Raw genomic sequence first — 21,910 nt, 5'->3', positions numbered from 1 at the left:
AATATGCTTCCCAAGAATTAGGATAATAATTTTTGGAAGCATTTTTTATTGCTATCTCAATAAGACAAAATTGATATTTATAATTCAAAGAACTATCTGAAAAGTTATTAATTTAGCAATCTACTATGATATATTTAGTGGCTTTAATTGATCGACGCGGTTTTAAAGCTTCCAAAACATGCAAGCATGTATCTCTTAATCACCAAAGCATCAAGACCAAATAAAAAGGACTAACACCGATCGAATATCGGAAATTAGTCCTAATTTAAAAACTGTTTTACATTTTGGGTTCATATCACTTTTTTCATTACTAAATTTAATTATTCAAAGCATTATTAACCGTCCACGTTAGCATTGATTGATATTTTTTCGCTGCAGGTTTATCTTGCGTTGGTTGGAGATAAATTCCTTTCTTAGCTCCGGTTTTAAGCCACCAATCTTTGGCAAATGATGCCGTCGCACTAGGACCGGTACCTGTCTGAAAGACGGGCACGTCACTGTTAATAACCTTAGCCACTGAATCAGTAGTACCATCTTGATAAATCAAATTGAATAAAGCATTGTTGGAATTACAACGCACATCAACTGTGTAATGGAAGGTGGAATTGGCAGGTTGCTCATATGTCAACTGGTAATCCTTCTCCTTATAACTATCACTCGTATCCACCGGACAATACTGATCTGTCGTTTTAACCGAATTACGTGTATGGCGACCATAATCAATGTTTTTTGGAACTGCCAAAGATACATCATATAGATTGTTGTAAGTCAGTGAACCCGAAGCACCTAAGTTCAATTGCTGGTCAGGTGCTTCTGGATCCGTTGTTTGTAAAGTTGAACCATGTAGAGTTAATTGCGTATCAGCTTTGGACTTCTGATAAGTCACCGGCGTATCCACTTCAAAACTCGTTCCAGCAGGAAAACTCGTTCCCGTGAGTTTGAAATTACCCGGGGTATAGTGCTGACCATAAGCAAAGTCCGTTAACGTCTGGTCTCCTTGATTAGGAATGTGCAAAATCAATTTTGCAGTTCCCTTCTTAATGCCACCGCCATCATCGGCTGGTTCAGTCAAACAAAAATCGTTTAAGCCGACGGTACTCATCTTTGGTTGATACAGATCTTTTTCCAGATAATTTCCACTAGCCAGATAGGATTGGTGCTCACCTTTAGCGGTCGTATCTAGCGGCTTGGTAAGATCATTTTGTTGATATAACTCTTTATAACCATTAAAGGCGGGCACATTTTCGACATGATAGTTATACTGCAATAGATCTGACGTAACCAAATTGCCAGCAGCGTCCGGCTTGACGTAGGGACTCAGGCCTTTTTGATCATCACTGCCCTGAATATACAGGGTGTGATCGCCTGGTGTTTGCGTCACATGATCAACATCCCAAGTATGTTTTGTTAAGGTAGGCACGTCTGGTGGCGTAACAGCTGGCGGTGTAACATCTGCAGTTTGTAGAATGTTTGTGTCTGTGGTGGTATTCAGGCTGGTAGTGCTTCCCTTTTTATCATATCCCTTTAAGTGAATAATATTACTACTGCTAATATCATCTTGATATTCTAACGGTACAGAAACTTTGTCGCCCAATAATACCTTTGGTCCTTGATAGACATTGGACTTGGCAGCAGCTTCTTGGTCAAAGCCCAAATACAAACTATTGATATCCACAGTTTTAGTAGCAGATTCTTGGTTATTAGAGACGGCGCTAACCTTAACCGTATCATTCGGTTTTAAGGTTAATTTTGTAAAGCCATCCTTCCCCTCATTTTTAGTATTATAATTATCCACCGCTTTATCAATATCAAAGGAGAAGTGAGGAATATTATTCGTGTCAACTTTCCAAGCGATACCTTGATCCTCGGATAAATATAACGGAAAATCTTGAACTTGCTTGCCAAGATCCCAAGTGGTTTTGGGCGTGGTGGGGTCGGTACTATCGGTACTATAAGCAATGTCGTCGTCGTCATTTAAAATATCGGGCGTGGACGGGCTAAAATTAGGATTATAACTCCCACCAGAAGGGGTAAACTTGCTAACAATATAGCCCTGTGTATCCTGCTTATCAGCACTCGCATCTAAGTTTTGAACAGTTCCCAGATCATAATCTTCTCCTCCATCATTAACTACCACTTTCAGCATCGGCGGATCCGGATGGAAATCATCTTCTGACTTATTCAAAGAGCCACTAACCGTACGCGAGCGTGGATCTATAATCGGGGTACTAACGTGTTCAACTGGTCCATCAATTTCTGAAAAATGGATATGGCTAAATTCTTTAGAATTTCCCGAACCAGCGGATGTTTGCATTTGGTTCAAGTAATTTAATAAACGTCCAATTTCTGCCTGACTACCAGTTAAATCTTCGGGTGGCGTCTTTAAGACAAACTTTGTTAAATCAATGTAGTTACCAGTAAACGGAATACTGAGATGTTGCATTTGTACTGGCTTTTGGTCATTGGTTGGAGAATCATCGAAACCAAACGATACTTTAGACTGAGAATTCGTCCCACTAGCACGCATTTTGATATCGTAAGCTTTAATATCCGTCGCCGCACTTGTCGAAACAATATTCGATGAAGCATTAGTATTAGTACCAAGATTCAGATCGACATTTTTTGGTTTATACAAGCTGATGTCGGTTTTCCCCTTGATATTCAATAATTGCACATTACCAGAACTTGATTGCCCAGGTGTATCGGAAGTCTTAATATTAAAGTTACCACCCTTACGTACAATTACCGTCGAAGCTCCTAACGTAAACAACCCTGAATTGCTGGCAGAACCCAAATCATTCGCGGTAATATTAAAGTCCCCACGATTTAACTCAGCTGTACCACTATCAAAATAGACTAGTGGGTTAGTGTCAGCTCCCTCACTCGTCACGTTAATGGCTTCATCCAAACCTTTTTGATAATCACCTGAATTATAAGTGATTTTTGAACCAGTACCTTTCATATAAATCGCATTGGCAGTCGTGGTTGAAGAAATTGGATCCTTATAATTATGAGTTGTATCATAAGCACTCGTATCACCGCTTAACTGCGCCATGGAGTCCTTCATAGAATCATTTTTGACATCGATATTGAGATGAGTATTAGGATTTAATGTTAAGACACCTGTATTCATCAAATACAGTCCAGAAGAACCATTGGGGGCATCTTCTCCACTGCCACGCGGATAGAGATTAACCTCCGCGCCTTGTTTCTTATCAGCATCACTCAATAGCGTGGCATTATCCTTCAATTCCAAAACATTACCGTTATAAGTCGAACCATTAAAAACCGCATCCGGTTCAAAGGTGACATTCGACACCTGCATAACTTGCTGAGTGCCCCAACCTTGACACGTATAAACTCGTTGATCCACTGGACTTTTATAATAATATAAAGAATAAGCCGTCGTGTGCCCCGAGATATAAACATTAGATGTTCCACTAGCTGTCCACAAAAATTGTGAACCATAATACGTAACGTCGCGATAAAACTCGTTAGAAACACTTGCAGCTCCAATTCCTAATCGTACAAATCCATAATAAGTGGAGCCATATAACTTTAAATTGTCTAATGTTACATTATCGGTTTGTGTTGAAGTATTTCGGGCAAAACGTAAACTATAGTTACCTGCATTAATTTTCGGCGTACTCTGATCCGGACCATGGTTACCAACAATCGTCAAATTATGATTATCGGATGAATCACCAGGACGATCTGCTAAAACGGTAAAATTTCCAGTACCTCCACCGGAACCATCTCCAAGAACATCAGTTACCCCACTTAAATAACTATTAACAAAATTATACTTATTTAATAATGGATTATCCTTAAACACATCTGACGAAACAAAATCCAAGTCATTAACAATAATAATTCGCTTCACATCACTATAACTAGTAAACTTATCGCTACCAGTACCTTCATTAACATCAACAATATTGGCTGGTCCCGTGTTTTTAGTACCGTAAACCGCTAGTAAAAATTGCAAAACATTACGTACATAAACCGTTTTTCCGCCATTGGCATTAATCTCATCAGTACCAGTACCATCACCAGTAATCGCCCCTGGTTGAACATCTTTCGTGGCATCAGCATACATTCCATCACTAGGCCAGTTGATTTTGGAGGGGTCAATTTTCGAATAGCCTAACTCTTCAAGTTTGTCAGCATCGCCGAAACCACCCTGCGAAACACTGTCGTCAGTCTTTAATAATGGAGCCGTAGCACTAGTAATATCAGAACTAAACCGGGCTGGCGTACCACCAGTTGGAGGCAAACCACTATTTAGTTGCGCCAAGTCTTGCTGAAAACTATCAGCATTAGCAGCCCCCCGAACAAGGTTCCCCTGTTCACCGCAAACGATCGTCAAAGAAAGCAACATCAAACTAAAAATCCACCGAATTTTTTTCATATTATCCCCTAATATTCATGATTATGTAATATGATTTAAATATCATTAAAATTATTTTGTTAATTTAACTAAGATGACTTTTTATCTAAAAAATAATTGTATCATTTATAATTTAGTTCTAATTACATACACAAAATAATCATTACATAATGATATCATCATTAGACTCACTTTTAAACAACATCTGTACATTATTTATGTTTTTAGGATAAAAATTCAGTCATAGCAGGTATAATATCTGTTTTCAAAAAGATATTTTTTCATTTAAAGTTGTTTATTTAGTGCCAATACACCACCTTAATTAAATTAGTTTCAATCATTCAGCTCAACAATCGTGAAAAAATGAATTTTAAGCTAGCTTTAACTAGCTGTTAAGTTTATAACCATAAAAAAAGCAGTTTAGGTTTAAAGAACAATTCCTAAACTGCTTTCATCGTTAAATTATTATTTCACTAAGATCTTTGGGTTGAAGACAGTCACTACTCATTGGTTAATGACCATTCACTTCAAGTTGAAGAAAAATACCGGCTGCAACGCATGATTCTGCTATAATACTTGTGAGTAAAGTTACTGCTAAGGTGGCGACTATTCCGCAAGGAAGTGGTGCTTATGGTGTTAATACTGTAATCCCAGAGCCTATTGAAAGGAATAGCAATTTGAAACTACTAGCTATTGCTTATCTAAGCCATAGCTTTGTTGGATTAGTCCGCATAGTTGTAGAACTTGTCAAGTTCATAAACAAGACAAGAAAATAGCCATCCTTAGCTTGTACAGAGCTAGATGGCTATCAATATAATATAAAATATAAATAGTCGCTACTTTGGCAACTTTACTAAAGAGTCAGTGTTACAAGCGCTGGCTCTTTTACGTCTTTAGAATAACACAAACATAAAGAAATACCAATCGCAACGGATTTTTTGCTATAATATTTACTAGTAAAGTTAAGCTGAGGTGGCGGCTATTCCGCAAAGGAGTGGTGCTTATGGTGTTAATGCTGTAATCCCAGATTCCATTGAAAGGAATAGCAATTTGAAACTACTAGCTATTGCTTATCTAATCCATAGTTTAATTGGATTAGTCCGCATAGTCGTAGAACTTGTCAAGTTGAAAAACAAGACAAGAAAATAGTCATCCTTAGCTTTCACAGAGCTAGATGACTATTTCAACAATTTTTAATAAATAGAATAGTCGCTGCTTTGGCAGCTTTACTAAAGAGTCAGTGTAACCAGCGCTGGCTCTTTTTCTATTTTTAGAATAACACAACTGGCAGAAAATACCAGTTTCAACAAATTATTCTGCTATAATATTTACTAGTAAAGTTAAGCTAAGGTGGCGGCTATTCCGCAAAGGAGTGGTGCTTATGGTGTTAATGCTGTAATCCCAGATTCCATTGAAAGGAATAGCAATTTGAAACTACTAGCTATTGCTTATCTAATCCATAGTTTAATTGGATTAGTCCGCATAGTCGTAGAACTTGTCAAGTTGAAAAACAAGACAAGAAAATAGTCATCCTTAGCTTGTACAGAGCTAGATGACTATAAGATTTATAAATAATTCAATAGTCGCTACTTTGGCAACTTTACTAAAGAGTCGGTGTAACCAGCGCTGACTCTTCTTCTATCCTTAGAATAACACAACTGGAAGAAAATACCAGTTATTTAGTTCTTAGTATAGTAAACATCCACCACTTGATCTTGGTCATTGCTGGTGACTGTTTGTGCAGCAACCGTTGCTTGACTAGCAGTATAACCACTAATCACTGGTGCCAAAAATTCATCCCAATTGCCCGTACTCCAAGTGCCGTAAACCTTTTTGCCGGTAACTTGATCAATGTACAGATTTTGCTTCAAAACAGCAACTTGATCGTAACTCTTGGTCATGCCACTGGGATAATTGACATTAATCGTCCGCAGAATGGTCTTGGTTTGTGAACTAGTTTGAATTTGATGATCAACTGCCACTTGAATAATCTGCTGACCGGAGCCATCAATAGTAATCGTGGTTTGCGGTTGTTCCAATAATTCATAACCCTTTGGAGCATGATAATTAAGCGTCAAGACATCACCCACATAACCCGTCAAAGTTTGTGTGCCAACTTCTTGGCCATCATCTAAATATTGAATCGTCACTGTTTGTTCAACTGGTGTGTAATAAATATCAATCGTCTGATCAGAATCATACGCATTAATTGTTTGCGCGGGTACTTCAGCTTGACTGGCTTGATATCCTGCAAAAGTCGGTACCACATAAGCATCCCATTGATCTTGTGACCAGTCGCCATAATCCACCGTGTCATCATCGTTGTAGTGAACATTGCGCTTTAAAGTGATCGTTTGCGTCTGTGTTTGCAGCCGCCCATCGGGTTGATGAATATTAATCGTGCGCGTTACGGCTTTTTTCTCAACCCGATCAGGAATGAACGGTTCGCTGTCCCAATCATAGGTAGTGATTTGGTCACGATCAGTAGTTTGTACAATCTCTTCTGGCGTATATTTAGTTCCTTGCTGGTAACCTTTTGTTGCAACCCAATGTTGTGAGAGCAGAGTTTTATTAGTTCCTGGAATCTTAGTTCCTACTTCAGGGAAACCACCTACTTTCCCATTATATCCGAACGAGTCAAATTCAAGGGGTATATTAGGACCAACTACAATATGATTTAATGGAATCCATTCAAAAATAACATCAATACCCTCCACCACTTCAGGACATAATATATGCCAGCTGCTTAAGTCTAAGCTGTATATCGCATCTATGCATCCAAACATACCGTGCATATTAGTACCTAAAATATCTGGATTATCAATAGTCAGCTGAAATACTTTAATATTTTTACAAGACTGCATGGAATAAAACATTTCCGTCATATCTGCACCTTGCTTAATAACCCAGTTGGACAGATCTAAGTCAGTTATGGATGAACAATAGAAAAACATCCCATACGTGTTGGTCACATTAGAAACGTTCCAATTATTAATATCTAAACTCTGTAAATCAAAGTCCCACGCAAACATACCTCGCATATTGGTAACTTGAGAAGTATCAAATGATGATAAATCAATTGTTTTTAAATTGGAACATCCATCAAACATGCCCATCATGTTAGTCACTTGGGAAGTATCAAAATTGCTAACATCCACGTAGCCTAAATAATAACAACCATAAAACATACCGTACATGGTTGTTACTTTGGATGTATCAAAGTTGCTTAAATCTAAAGTTGTTAGATTACGACATCCAGCAAACATACCATACATATCAGTCACATTGGATGTCTTCATGCCGCTAACGTCCAAGTTAGCCAAATCACCAGAAGCAACAAACATACCGTGCATATCAGTCACATTGGATGTATCAAAATCCTTTAAAATTAATGAGGATAATTTCGTTACACCAAACATCTCTCGCATAGATTTAACATGAGAAACATCTAAATTATTAATTCCCAAAATACGTTTAACTGGTAAGTATTCAAATAAAAACGATGAATTAGCATTAGCAATAACTCCTGGATCAAATTGAATTTGTGTCAACTCAGTAATCCAAGTAGTATTTTTATTTAAAACTTCAGGGTTACCGCTTATACTTCCATATCTATGATCCGTCAAAAGAGGTCCATATCCATATCCATCTTCATATGCATCCTCATCTTCGTCTATTGCACCATAATAATATCTGTGTCCTTCACCCAGCGTACCGGCATGAAAAGTCAAAGTATAATCGTCACCTTGGTGGACATAATCCCAATTGCTGGTGCCCCAAGTTCCTGTTGCAATGACCTCACTTGTAGTAGTGTCAGGTGTTGGATTAGTCGGCGTCGTTGTCGAAGCAGCATTAGTGATAACATTTGTATTATTTAAAGCGTTATCATTAGTTGCCGAATTAACACTTGCTGCAGTTGTCGTAGAACTCGGCTCCACATTATCCGTTGATGCTGGTGCAGGAGTTACACTTGCGTCTGTGGTTGGTGCTTCGTTGTTCGCCCCAACATTATCATTGCCAACATTTTGCACTGATGTTGTCGGTGTAGTCACCGCCACCGCTTGGTTAGTTTGATTCGTGTCCGCAGCCACTTGTTGCGTTAACGCTAAGCCACACACTAAGCCTAATAGTGTCCCCGTTGCGGTTAGCCATCGCTTCTTATCCAAAAGAACTCCTCCTCAATTCAAGTAATTTATTTAACAAATTTAATTATATCTTGATAATTTTAATTTTCAAGCCAACTTTTTTAAAATTTAATGTGTATTGTATTAATACATATCAAAAGATAATTGTCAGTTTTTAATCAAAAATTAAATATCTAATGTCTTTAAAAACTAATGAGTACAAAATTAGCTTTTTTCACACCCGACAATTGCGCTAATTATTTATTTAAAGCTCATTATGCAGTTTCATTAAATCACAAATAAATAATAGTAAAATGCAAAATAACTGTAATTCAATTCATTTGATTAATAAAAAAGAAGGAATTATAATGATCACGCATACTTTTAACATATTATGAAAAATCGACAGCATATTTATTGATAATTTCTAGAAATTCAATTGAGGTCGTACTTATGTCTAAAATTAAAGTCATCTTATCTACCATTCTATTTACCGCAATTATTGTCCTAGCCCAACTAACACCTGTAAAGGCTGACTTATTGAAGCCGACTACACCAAACGACGAGATAATTGGATCCTACACAAAGAATCCACCAATTCAAAAAACGCCTACTTTCACTCCCCAGGAAGTGACACGCGAATCTCCCTTATTAAAAGATGACAGTCAAGATGGTGTAGCTTATACCAATAAACCCGATTATTATATATCTGACGGTACAATAACGAATAACACTGAAAATCAATCAATTATTGCTGACGGTTTAATTAATCCAGATGATATTATACGCAACGGTAATAACGATGACATTACCTATAATGAAAACACTAATTCAGTTGACCCAAACAACTCCGATACTTATACAGTTTACGTATCGAATGCATATCAATTCTTAGAAGCTATATATGATTTACATGCTAGTGGAGCAACCACTTCGACAGATAGAATTTCTACGCAAGAACAAAGCGTATCACATATCAGCAAAATAGTTCTCACAAAAGATATTGATTTAACTAACTTACCACAAGTTATTAAGAATAAATATATTCTTGAAGGGTCTGGAGATTACTCAAGTATTTATACCAGACATTTTAAACTAACCATAGATGGTCAAGACCCCTATAACAAAAATATTGAACATTCAATAAACTTAGGTGCATACTCTTTTGCCATTACGGGAGATGCTAGAAACGGTGATGGTAAAAATCTCAAATTGTATAAGGAAGATTGGACTTGGAAAAACATCCATATGTATGGACAAAGTTGGTGGGGACCAACAGCAGCTAACACCGGCTATTCGAAAAATGCAGAACACCCAGAATATTCTAATGCTGATTTATTTGCCAAGGGCGGTTATACAAAGTTGAATTTTGAAAATTGTACTTACATAGGGTGTCAATTACACAACTCCTACAGTAGTCGATCCAATGCTTTGGTAACAATTAAAGGTAGAGTTAGTGCATCGTCTGTTAAAAATTTTCAATACAACGGTAAACAATACGTATCTGAAGACAAAAACCAACAAATTTTCGAAGCCTCTAAAATTAGATTTGAAAAAAATAGCTACTTTACTGGCTATACGTACGATAGTCCTGCTATTGAATTAAACTCCACGTCGCAAAGTGATTTTATTGATAAAACTCCAGCCACTTCCAGCATGACTCTGGAAGACGGAGCAAAAGTTTTCATTTACCCACATGGAGACAATTCTATGGAAAGAGCTGGTGATACTTCACCCTATGGCATGCCTTACGGGTTGGTAACCCAAGCTACTAATTCTCAATTAATTATGAACGGTAATTCTCAGTTAAATTTCATTTCTAATGATGCACCAGCCAAAGGACAGTATGTAGGTGATGAGAGCAAATACCTTACTTACGGTGGAAGTATTAATACGGACACTCCTACTTTAAGAGAAAGTAATAATTTAGCAGGTGCAATTTATTTAGCTGGCAGTAACCAAATTCGATACAAAAAGGACGACTCTGGATCTCCAACCATTAATGTACAAAGCAATGACCAAATCAATATGAACTACGACGATACAGTTACCACAACCGACACTAGCTCTAATGGTTTAAATAAATATGAAAACGGAACTCAAGAAGATGAAAAAAATCTTATAGATAATGGAAATATAACTGCACCTACAGAAATCGGAAATGAAGCAAACTACAATAACAATTATAGCAAGTATGTAAATTACCTTTACTCTAAAGGTCAAGACCAATCTAAAACAGGCGCAACTTATAATAGTTCTCCGTTAGTTGCTTTCTTAGGCAAGGGAGACATTCAACTAGATCATGGAACATTTAGCATAGTGTCGAATAATATGGACGATTTTGGCGGAGCTAATGTAGGTTTGGATCCCGGTAATAAAGGAAGCATAATGTATGTAGGTGGAACATCAAATATAGATATCAAAAAAGATGGTATTTTTAAATTATTAGTTGATGGTAGTTACCCCGATACTATAGATGGAGGAAAGGGAGGAGTTATTAACTTATTAACTGCCGCAAATGGATTATCTTTAAAAATTTCAAATCCCGAACAAATCACATTAGATGCTGGGCCTAATAATAACGAAAATACACACATTGTTTACGTACAAGGTGGAAGTAAAACTGATGGAGGTGGCGATGTTGATTTACAAGATTCTACATTCTCCGCATGGGGAAACACTTCACCAATTAAATCTCCTGCTGGAGATATGCTGGGGACAGATCCTTCTAAAGATATCAAGCTATTGAATATTCCAATTCAAAGAATTGATATTCCGTTTACCTATTGGTCTATACCTGCTAATCTTTTTCAAAATGGTCACAATGCAGTTTATGCACGTAATCAGCTCTCTGGGCAAAGTGATTTAAACGAATTAAATAGTGCCTTAAGTTCTATGAATGGTAAAGAATTTCATAAAATTGAATTTGGTAAATTAGACAGTCCTAAAATCAATAATACAGTTACCCACATCATTCCCAATCTTCCTAAACATGACGATGATAAAATTGATAGTATGACGATTGCAGGAACAATTAATCACTATGATGGCGATACACCGTTTACTCCTGCTATTCCATTAATTAGTTTAAAAATTGAGCATCATGCTCCTGATGGATCTGTAACAACTGTTGATGATTTAGGAACTATCAATAATAGTGATCAAGCTTATGGTATTAGTCCATCAAATACAACAGTTCCTGTTTCAGTTACTCCTAACATTTTAGGCATTGATGACAAGGGTAAACAAACCGGAGTAGCAGATGTCACAGGTTCATTAACAGATGTCACTAATCCAATGCCCAAATATTTGAATGTTGATTCGACTAAAGACGGACCATCTCCTTTGATAATGAGTAAAAACTTGGATGATGGAACTGCCAATGATTACAAAGATTCTTATAATTATCAAATAAATGTTCAGCAGGCAATCAAGAACTATAATAACTCGCACCAAGATAACCCAATCCCAGAATTAAAATCCAGCGATGTTATTCAAGTTGGTGCAGTTACTAACTTTCAGAGTACTCCGTTACAAAATATCAAGGTTACCGACCTCTTTTTAAGTACCACTACTAAAACTGATAAATACTTATTAGGTGATACTGTTCGCGTACCCGTAACCTATTTCGATGGTAATACTAGTTCTACCAAAGTTAATTTGACTGGTTCAGTTACTAGCGATAGTGATACTTCCAAATCTGTTAGTGGGTCATTAATGTTTGATCAAGATGAAGATCACCACTATGATCATAATTCTGAAGTTACTAAAAATTGGAACATATCAGGAATCGCCGATAAAGTTAGTTCTATCAATACCTTAACCTTTAATGGTCAAGATGATGCTACTCCAATTAATAAGTACCCGTTCGATCAAACTGATCAACCATTAACTTATAATTATCAAGTTCTGCCTTACCCAAAGTATGACGGCAAAAAATATTTAACGAAGGTTAATCATGATGGCAAAACTATTGATAAGGGGGGCAATACTTTAGAGACCGACTTTACACCAGTTGGTCATCACGATTTAAGTAACGTCCAATTTATCATTGGTGCACTCAATGGTGCTAGTGCTGACACCCCGGCCAAATCAAATGGTAGTTTGACTATTACTGCCACTACGCCCACTGGTCAAAGTGGTACTTATCGCCCCACTACTGTGCCTGACGATAACACCTATAATCTAACTGGTACCGACTTTGGCTTTGACTCTGCTACTTTACCTGCAGATACGACCTTTACGATTAAGCAACCAGTTACTTTTCCTAATGACAGTGGCTCTTTCATTCCTAGCACAGATAGTATGTATTCTAAAAGTGCTGATAGTACTCAAATTAAATTAGCTGATTCCAACAATTTAGCTACGGACGGTTATGGTATCGGGTTGCCGGATCTTAGTTTGAACGTCCCTCAGCAATTAGACTATTCCGCAATTTTAAAGGGTGAAGAACAAAAAATCTTTCCTAAAAAGCTTGCTGACACTGATCCACAAGTTACTCTAACCAATAACTATGTCGCTCCTTTGAATGTTCAATTGACGGCGCAAGTTAATGCCAAAAATTCAACAATTCGAGACTTGTTCTACTTCCAAGAAGCACCAACTACTGCCGACAGTACTACGAATGCAGCGCTAGCAGCACCAGTAACCGTCTTAGATCAACAATTCCCCAGTCAGCAAACACAAAAATTAACTTTATCAACTGATAAACAAGCCGCTAGTCCGAATATTGGGCCCTATTTGCAGATAGATAAAGACGACAGTAGCCTTAAAGCTTTAGCAAAAGAGCCCCAATCGGCTAGCATCACCTGGACTGCTACCAACAGTCTCGTTAATTAACGTCCTTCCCCGAACAATGTAATTCAGATAGAACACAAAAAAGCCAACTAGAAAATTCTAGTTGGCTTTTTTATTCATTAATAATAATTTGTACCAGTCTATCACTTAGGCAACCCTTACCTAAAGTAAGTTTAGGCTGTAACAAACCCTTTTTATTTTATCTAACTATCTGAGGGAATGCAATTCTTAATTTAATCTTTTGCTTAGTCTAAATTAATTTTAATCATAAAAAATAATTTTTTGAACTGCTTTTTGGAAAATAGTCTATAAAATCTGGCTTCGCTTACAAAATCAATTTTTGCTTAACATCGTGAAATATTTTACCACAAATACTCATTTTATTATTTTACTTAATTTTATTTACTAGATTACTTGCCTAGCAGTAGATATAGGTTTATAATACCTTAGCTTTCCAGATTAATTAATGCAATATTTTTAATCAAAAAATATTTTTCCTAATCATAATGTAATAAAAATAGGTGAGATAAGATAAATGACCAAAAAAATCAATTTTATATTCTATTTATTATTCATAGTCTTTATTAGTAGCAATTTCTCAACTAAAGTTAAAGCTGATCTACTAAAACCACAAACAGGCGCCGATGCACAACTAATCAGTGCTGTTAACCAACAGACTCCTAACACCCAAACTACTAGTCCATTACAAGCATCCCCTTTACTGGATAATCCCGCCCGCTCAGGCAGCGCTTATCCGGATATGCCCCAGTATTCTGATATGGATGAAATTATCTACGACGGCACAAACCCCGATGTCGGCAATACTTATACCGTATATGTTTCGACACCCAAAGCTTTTTTAGAAGCCGTCTATGATGATCAAGCTCCAGGTGGCGTTTCACATATTGACCACATTATTTTAAAAAATAATCTGGATTTATCTAATGCCGGTGTGTATGGCTTTAGCGGTGGTGGCTATAGTTACGACTTCACGCGCCATTTCAAACTAACCATTGACGGTGCAGGCTATACGCTCAATTTTGGTTACAATAGCATTGCGCTAAAGGGTAATAACGCGGGCTTAGTGACCAGCAACTTATATAAAGAAGACTGGACTTTAAAAGATGTTAATTTGTTTAGCTCTTCATACTGGGGACCCATTGCAGGTAATTCCGGTAATTCACAAAATGTTGATTTAACCGATAACGCGGCGATTCAAGCCGCTGGCGGTTACACCCAAATCACTTATGATAATGTCAATTACGTGGGTTCACAAACCCATAACTCACTGAATGGCGTCGGCACGACTGCAATTATCATTAAGAATCGGGTTAGTTTGTCCTCCGTTCAAAAATATAAGTACCACGATCAAGTCTACACAACTGACTCCGACGGTAACCAACAAATCTTCGAAGCTTCGCGGATTACTTTTGATAAAAACAGCCATTTCTCCGGCTATACCTATAATGGCAACGGGATTGAGTTAACAGGTCCCAAAAACAGCGTGGTCTTAAAAGATGGTGCCCAAGTTTACCTCTACCCCCACGGCCAATCAGGTGAAAATAGCGGTTTTGGCTATGTGGAAAATCATAATTACGCCTTAGTGATGCACCCATCAGACTCTAATGCCACTTCTGATATTGACCTTTACGGTAATTCGCAATTAAATATTATTTCTAACGATGCTCCCGCCAAAGGCCAGTACTCTGACGGCACCAATGCACTGCGCAGTACGACTAACTTAGCCGGCGCTATTTATGTTTCTGGAACCAGCAGTATTCACTTCCACAAAGAAGCCAGTGGCTCTCCCATTATTCGCCTGCAAAGTAATGACCAAAGTACCATGGATTACCAAACAGATGCCAACAATTTATTAGATGACCAAGGCAATATCAAGGATACCTCCGCGCAAGCCGTCGGCGATGCCGCTAGTTACGCTTCTAATCACGGTGCCGACTACGGCAAATATATTACGCCTGATAGCCCCAATGCCAAAAGTACGCTCAATCACAGTCTCCCCTTAGTCGATCTCAACGGCGGAAATATCACATTAGATCACGGGACTTTTGATGTGCAGTCTAATAACTTACACGATTTTGGCGGTAGTGGTACTACCCTAAATCCCCGATTCGGTAATTTAATGCGAATTGGTTCCAAAATGAACATTACCATCAAAAAAGATGGCGTTTTTAAATTACACGAAACCGGCACCAAACAAACAAGCAATAGTATGAATTTATTAGATACGGATGCGGGCTTAAATTTGAATATTTATAACCCTAAGGAAATCATGCTAGATTTAGGTAACAACGATAACGACAATGCTCATATCGTCAACGTTGAAGGTGGTAATGACAGCAGTGCGGGCGGTGACGTTATCGTCCAAAACACGACTTTTAGCGCCCAAGGTAATCCTTCACCAATCACTGGACCATCGCAGTCTTTAGGAACTGCTAATTACCCCGAACTGACCCTCGATAAAGTTCCAGTCCAAAGAATCGATGTCCCGTTTGCTTATTGGGCTATTCCCGCCACCTTATTCCAATCTGGTAACAAACAAATTTATGCTAAACAAGCGGATTTAATGCAACTAAATCAAGGGTTAAGCATTATGCACGGCAAAGAGTTTCACAAAATCGTCTTTGGCAAGCTCGGGAGTCCGACCATCACCAATCACACCGCGCAAATCATCCCTCACCAAGATGCCAGTGAAGACATGCATATCAAAGGCAGCGTCCAACCCTACAGCGATGATACCCAAGAAAGTTTTAACCCCACTCCACCTTTAATGCACCTGGTACTCAATCGCTTAGGTCAACAATATGACTTAGGGACAGTGACCAACTCCCAGCAAGCCTATGGAATCAAAAATGCTAATACAATTTTGCCGGTTACCCCCGGAATGTTGCTGGCCGACGATCAAGGCGTGCAAGATGGGGTGGCTGATCCGGATAACCTCGGTTCCTTAGTTGATAGTGTTGATGCTATGCCGCAATACGTTGCCGACACTGCCATTAAGTGGACCCCTGATGCAAAAGACTCGACCGTGCAAAATTACGATATTGATTTACAAAAAGTGTTAGCTAATTACAATACGCTGCACCCCACAGCTCATTTAGAATTTAATTCCAGTGATACTTTGCAGTTAAGTGCGGTATCGAATTTTCAAGAAACGCCTAAGCAAACCATCGGGGTTACCAATCTTTCTTTAGGAATCCCCGATAAAGTGGATCAATATTTAATTGGTGATACGGTTAAAGTTCCCCTGACTTATTTTGATGGTGATACAACTGCTAATAACATTAGTATTACGGGTCAGGTAAATGACGGTCGCAACGTTGATTTACAAAAGCACATTGCAATCACTTCGCACAAGGAACCCATCAAAGATTCTTCTTGGCAAATTGATAACATCACTAACCAAGCCGATAGCGATACCTCGACTCACCAACTACAGTTCCGCGGTCAAGATGATGCCAGTCCTACGAACGATTATCCACTCAAAAAAGAAGACCAGGCCACTTATCAATACAAAGTCTTGCCGTTTCCTAAGTACTCAGTTACCAAAACTGTGAAAAAGATTAACAAGGGACAAAATACTATCAGTCGGGGCGCTAATCATTTGCAAACCACTTTTAAACCGGTGGGGCAACATGCTTTAGACACGGTTCAATTTAAGCTAGGTAGTTTAACTTCTAATTCTACGGTAGCAACAACTAGTCCGCAACTGACATTTACTGCGAAGACTCCTGATGACCAAAAATCCATCCAAGTAGCGACGAATTCCAAAGATACCTATACCTTAACGGGCAAGGATTTTGGCTTTAGTGACGGTCAAATTCCGGCTAACACCACTTTTACAGTGGAACAACCACTGCAAGTTGTCGGTAAGAACAATAGTCGTTTAACTGGTCACAGTGATCAATTACTGGCGGTTGCCGCAGACAAAAGCACTCATTTCTTAGGCCAGAGTAAAATCCTCAATTATTTAATTACTGAACCAGATATTGAATTAGATGTTCCTCAGCAACTAGGTTTTAGTGTGATTTTAAAGCACCAAAACCAAACGATTTTTTCTAACACGCCTAGTGCTACTGCCAAATTAACAAATCACACTAAAAATGCCACTAACGTTTCTCTCTTAGCCAGTTTCAGCGGTAATAAAATTTTGACACCCTTAATTTATTATCAAACCACAAAGAGTGCCGCCGCTTTAGCTGATCCTGCAACAATTTTCACTGGCACACTCACTGCCAATCAAAAAAAGGACATTCAACTTAATCCTTCCGCTGCTACTAAGCAAGGACTTGCTTTAAAGATACCAGCCAATGACACTGCATTAAAACCTGGATCTCAGGGCGGTACGTTGACTTGGACAGTGCAAAACAGTTTAAAATAAATAGTTGAGTTTTAACTAGACCAACTGCCAAGCTAATATTATTGTCTGCTATTACCCAAAATAATATGTAATGTGTTACAATTAGTAACGAAAAAGGGACTGGTGCTAGTACACCAATCCCTGAACGATCCGCTTTAAAGGCGGTGACTAGTTATTTAGACAATTTTAAATCGCCCTATAACTTGCCAAAGTTACTGTAGGACGGTTTTTTATTACTTTTTGTGGTTCATGATTGTGGCAACTAGTGTGCCAAAAGCAATCATCAACACCAATACCTGATAGGTATTCAAGTAAGACTGTGTATCCTTTCTGTTGATTCTTCCGTATTCTCATACGCAAGCACCTACTTGAGAACAAACAGTCACCGCCCATAAAACTTATCGCATTAATTATTTTAGCACATCGATTAGCGTGAACCACTTCTTAATTTTAGAAAATGATTTTTCCCGAATAATATGTTATTATAATATTGAAAAAGGGATCAGTGCTCCAAACACTAATCCCTCAGCGATCCGCTTTAAAGGCGGTGACTAAATTATAGAATTTATTTGATCGTCCTATAACTCGCCAAAGTTATTAATAGGACGGTTTTTTGTTACTTTTTGTTCATGATTGCGGCAACTAGTGTGCCAAAAGCAATCATCAACATTAATACCTGATAGGTATTCAAGTAAGACTGTGTATCCTTTCTGTTGATTCTTCCGTATTCTCATACGCAAGCACCTCCTTGAGAACAAACAGTCACCGCCCATAAAACTTATCGCATTAATTATTTTAGCATATCGATTAGCGTGAACCACTTATTAGTTTTAGAAAATGATTTTTCCCGAATAATATGTTATATTGGTAATGAAAAAGGACTGGTGCTGGTACACCAATCCCTCAGCGATCCGCTTTAAAGGCGGTGACTAGATAACGAACGACTTTAAATCGTCCTATAACTTGCCAAAGTTATTGATAGGACGATTTTTTGTTGTTCATATCAAAAGCTCCAATGACTTTTGATTTATTTGAAATGCAATTACCAACAATCATTTTTAATTCATCAACGAATTAGTGATTGACCACGTCAATTGTCCCTGATATTGACCACTTTGAAAGTTAAGCAAAGCCGTGCGCAAATCTAACATCAATCCGGCCACTTGTTGCCCATTAGCAGACCACCAAGCTTTTGAAATATCTGTTGTGTCAATCTTCGGCGTCTGAATAGTATCAACAGTCGCTGTTTTACTATCTACCAAAGTATCACTAGTACCTATTGTTTCTAAAGTGCCATTATTTCTTTGCTGATATTTCAAAACATTACTCAACAAATCGTTATTATGATTCGTCAATGGTTCTGATAACCTAACTAATAATTGCCAATTAGGCTTTTGGGTAGTGTCCACCACTTGCAAGTTTTGGTTGGATGAACTCTCAGGCAAATGATTTAATTGTCTACTTTGTGAAATAATCTTAGTGCCAAAATCTAAATTATTAGGAACGCCTTGCAGCGTTAGGCTACCGACCTCGGTATATACTACCTTGATTTCAACAGGATTAGCACTTGGTTTGGAACCATCAGCATTCGCGACTGATTGATAGGTCACTGAAGCAGGGCGTGTTTTTAAATGATAACGATGATATTTGGTATAAATATCGTCCGGATAATTAGTCGTATCTTGGGCAAGATTCAAAGTCTCGCCTACCGAACCATAATAAGAAGCCGCGGGTCGGTTGCCGGTTTCCTCAGCGTTAGGTAACGGATTACCATTTTGGTCAACCGTATCCACCGTAATTTTACTATTTTCTCTAATTGTCAACTGCGCCGTGGTAACTCGGGGATTAATCGTCGTAAATTGGCCACCACTATCAACCCCATATAGGTAGATTTGATGTCCACCTTGTTTCGGTATAGCTAATGTCTTGAGATCAGAATCAACTTTAATTTGAGCTGGGTAAGTGGTATTAATCGGAGCCGAACTAGTGCCCGAGAAAGCTGTTAGTTGCTGACACTTTTTGATATCTGTTAAATTAACCAACTGCTTATCAATAGAGTAATACAGTGCCACGGTCGTACTATCAGGATCTTGAACTCGAACATCAAACTCAAATGGCGGTAATTGGTTACTATTCCAATCTTGCGCATAGGTGTAACTGGTTTGAGTCGGTGTTAATGTTGGCGCAGTGTTGGCCCACTTTCTTTGCCAGACTAATGTTTCGGGCAGAATATGATTGGTTGCTAAATGACTATTTAAACTATCACTGTTAGAATAAATGGTACCTGCCGGGGCAATATCACTGCCGCCAGCAACGCTTTGCCAACCACCTACATTTTCATATTGGTAACCATTGTAAGTTGAGATTTGTCCTGCTTGGGGCATTGCTAAATCCGGCGAATTCGTAAACTTGGTATCCGTACCTAATTGTAGTTTCCACAGTTTCAAATCCAAAGTGAACATTTGAGTCATGCCGGTCAAATGAGCAGTGTTAAAGGAACTTAAATTCAAAGTTTGCAAATTAGAACACCCGTAAAACATGTAAGACATATCAGCGACTTTGTTAGTGTCAAAGGTGCTTAAATCCAAAGTTGGTAAGTTATAACAGCCATAAAACATATACGACATATTAGTAGCTGATGAAGTTTTAATTTGACTAACATCCAAACTGGTCAAATGACTGCACTGATTAAACATTGACTTCATTAACGTTACATTACTCGTATCAAATCCCGCACCGAAGGTGATTTTTGACAAGTTGGAACACCCATAAAGCAGCCATCCCATATCAGTCACTTTACTAGTTTGAAAAGAACTTAAATCTAAATTACTTAAGCTGGAACAGCCGTAAAACATTGCTTCCATATTAGTAACTTTGCTTGTAGCAAACTTCTGACCAAAATCAATCTCCGGTAGCTTAGTACAATTATAAAACATGTAGCTCAGATTAATTACTTGACTCGTGTCAAAGTTATTACCAAAATTAATATGCGTTAAGCTGGAACAGTTATCAAACATATAACCGATGTCATGATTATTACTGGTATTAAAACTGCTCAGATCAATATCCGTCAAACTTGCACAATCGAAAAACAAGCTGCGCATTCCTTCTATATTATTAACATTCAAAGTCTTAAAATTACTTAAATCAACTTTCTTTAATGAAGTACAACTTCGAAATAAATTTCCCATCATAGTAGCTTGACTAGTATCCAAGTTTGTTAAACCAACAATCTGCTGTAAATTAGTTAAATTAGCAAATAAATAAGAACAATCACTATTTGTTTTCACACCGGGGGCAATCTTGACGGTGGTAATCTGATCGCGATAAGCAATCCAAGGACCGCAGCGATTCCGGTAAGTGCTATTAGGATCTTCACCAGGCATTGTATTGTTCACGGTTCCTATAGTTCCAGCATTAATATTTAAAATCGTATTGTTATCAGATAAATACCAATAACAACTGCCTAACGTCCCCGAAGTAACCGCAGTTGTTGGATCAGCTTGAACATTAATGACATTGTTCAACGTTGAAGCCGGTGCAGGGGACTGAGTTAAATTCTGCGGTACAGATAATAAATGCAGCACTGGTTGCGTGGTTATAGTTGTTGAACTCTTAGTATTACTTTGCTGTTGAATGCGAGATGTAGCTGCTTGTCCCCGCTGAGAAGTCGCTAATATGACCGTGTGCTGCGAGCATGCCCAGCTCATAATAAATAACAACAACGCAGTTATGAGCACTAACTTGCCAGATTTAAACATTTCCTGCACCACCCTTCTCTCGTTAATCGCCCCGTTCAGGATTGATTATTTTTACTTAAACAGTGTTTAATCCAAAGTTGCCATCAAATACTTTTAAGTCTCATCATTAATAACAGTCAGATAATATTTAATTCTTTTAAATGTTGTTTTTATCTTTTACTCTAAAATAATTAATCAAATTATATATTTATTCACTCGTAAAAACTGAATAATACATAATTTGATTCAAAAAATAAGATTTATATTATTAAACTTCGAAGAGATTATAGCACTCATCTATAACAAATAACAAATATTTTCCAATTTTTTCTAATAGTTAATTTTGAAATGTTGTTTGACATTTTTTAATTAGATTGCTTTTTTAAATATTTGCTGATGATCAATGCCGACAGCTGTAAATTAATATTGTCATCTAGAGTTAACACAGCTGCATTCACCGCAAAAAAAGACTAATTGTTTA

At 37.7% G+C, this 21,910-nt stretch carries 7 protein-coding genes; 2 read left to right on the top strand and 5 right to left on the bottom strand.

Going from position 1 to position 21,910, the window contains the following annotated elements; genetic code table 11:
• Positions 1 to 316 precede the first annotated feature (316 nt).
• Positions 317 to 4,411, bottom strand: coding sequence for a hypothetical protein (locus AC3B6Y_RS04890; protein ID WP_489790566.1), 4,095 nt, complete (start codon positions 4,409 to 4,411; stop codon positions 317 to 319).
• A gap of 1,658 nt (positions 4,412 to 6,069) precedes the next feature.
• The gene (locus tag AC3B6Y_RS04885; protein ID WP_489790564.1) at positions 6,070 to 8,556 is read right to left on the bottom strand and encodes a BspA family leucine-rich repeat surface protein; all 2,487 of its coding nucleotides are present in this window, start codon (positions 8,554 to 8,556) and stop codon (positions 6,070 to 6,072) included.
• Positions 8,557 to 8,967: 411 nt separating this feature from the next.
• Between AC3B6Y_RS04885 and AC3B6Y_RS04880 the strand changes: the two genes are divergently transcribed.
• Positions 8,968 to 13,353, top strand: a complete 4,386-nt coding sequence (locus AC3B6Y_RS04880; RefSeq protein ID WP_489790562.1) for a hypothetical protein — start codon at positions 8,968 to 8,970, stop codon at positions 13,351 to 13,353.
• 493 nt (positions 13,354 to 13,846) lie between these two features.
• The gene (locus tag AC3B6Y_RS04875; protein ID WP_489790560.1) at positions 13,847 to 17,710 is read left to right on the top strand and encodes a pectate lyase-like adhesive domain-containing protein; all 3,864 of its coding nucleotides are present in this window, start codon (positions 13,847 to 13,849) and stop codon (positions 17,708 to 17,710) included.
• Between the two features lie 212 nt (positions 17,711 to 17,922).
• Here AC3B6Y_RS04875 and AC3B6Y_RS04870 read toward each other — a convergent pair whose 3' ends face one another.
• The 3 genes from AC3B6Y_RS04870 to AC3B6Y_RS04860 form a co-directional block, all read right to left on the bottom strand.
• Entirely contained in the window at positions 17,923 to 18,000 is a 78-nt protein-coding gene (locus AC3B6Y_RS04870; protein WP_489791509.1) for a putative holin-like toxin, read from the bottom strand.
• 267 nt (positions 18,001 to 18,267) lie between these two features.
• Positions 18,268 to 18,423, bottom strand: a complete 156-nt coding sequence (locus tag AC3B6Y_RS04865; protein ID WP_489774691.1) for a hypothetical protein — start codon at positions 18,421 to 18,423, stop codon at positions 18,268 to 18,270.
• 324 nt (positions 18,424 to 18,747) lie between these two features.
• The gene (locus AC3B6Y_RS04860) at positions 18,748 to 21,450 is read right to left on the bottom strand and encodes a BspA family leucine-rich repeat surface protein (RefSeq protein ID WP_489790558.1); all 2,703 of its coding nucleotides are present in this window, start codon (positions 21,448 to 21,450) and stop codon (positions 18,748 to 18,750) included.
• Between the last annotated feature and the right edge of the window lie 460 nt (positions 21,451 to 21,910).

The organism is Bombilactobacillus sp. ESL1092, assembly GCF_058107465.1.
The sequence above is the reverse complement of the archived record's forward strand: the minus strand, read 5'-3'. Positions and strand labels throughout refer to the sequence as shown.

What these genes read in the sequence shown, in the direction of transcription:
- AC3B6Y_RS04890 (WP_489790566.1), bottom strand. Translation starts at nt 4,411, where the DNA reads ATGAAAAAAATTCGGTGGATTTTTAGTTTGATGTTGCTTTCTTTGACG.
- AC3B6Y_RS04880 (WP_489790562.1), top strand. Translation starts at nt 8,968, where the DNA reads ATGTCTAAAATTAAAGTCATCTTATCTACCATTCTATTTACCGCAATT.
- AC3B6Y_RS04875 (WP_489790560.1), top strand. Translation starts at nt 13,847, where the DNA reads ATGACCAAAAAAATCAATTTTATATTCTATTTATTATTCATAGTCTTT.
- AC3B6Y_RS04865 (WP_489774691.1), bottom strand. Translation starts at nt 18,423, where the DNA reads ATGAGAATACGGAAGAATCAACAGAAAGGATACACAGTCTTACTTGAA.
- AC3B6Y_RS04860 (WP_489790558.1), bottom strand. Translation starts at nt 21,450, where the DNA reads ATGTTTAAATCTGGCAAGTTAGTGCTCATAACTGCGTTGTTGTTATTT.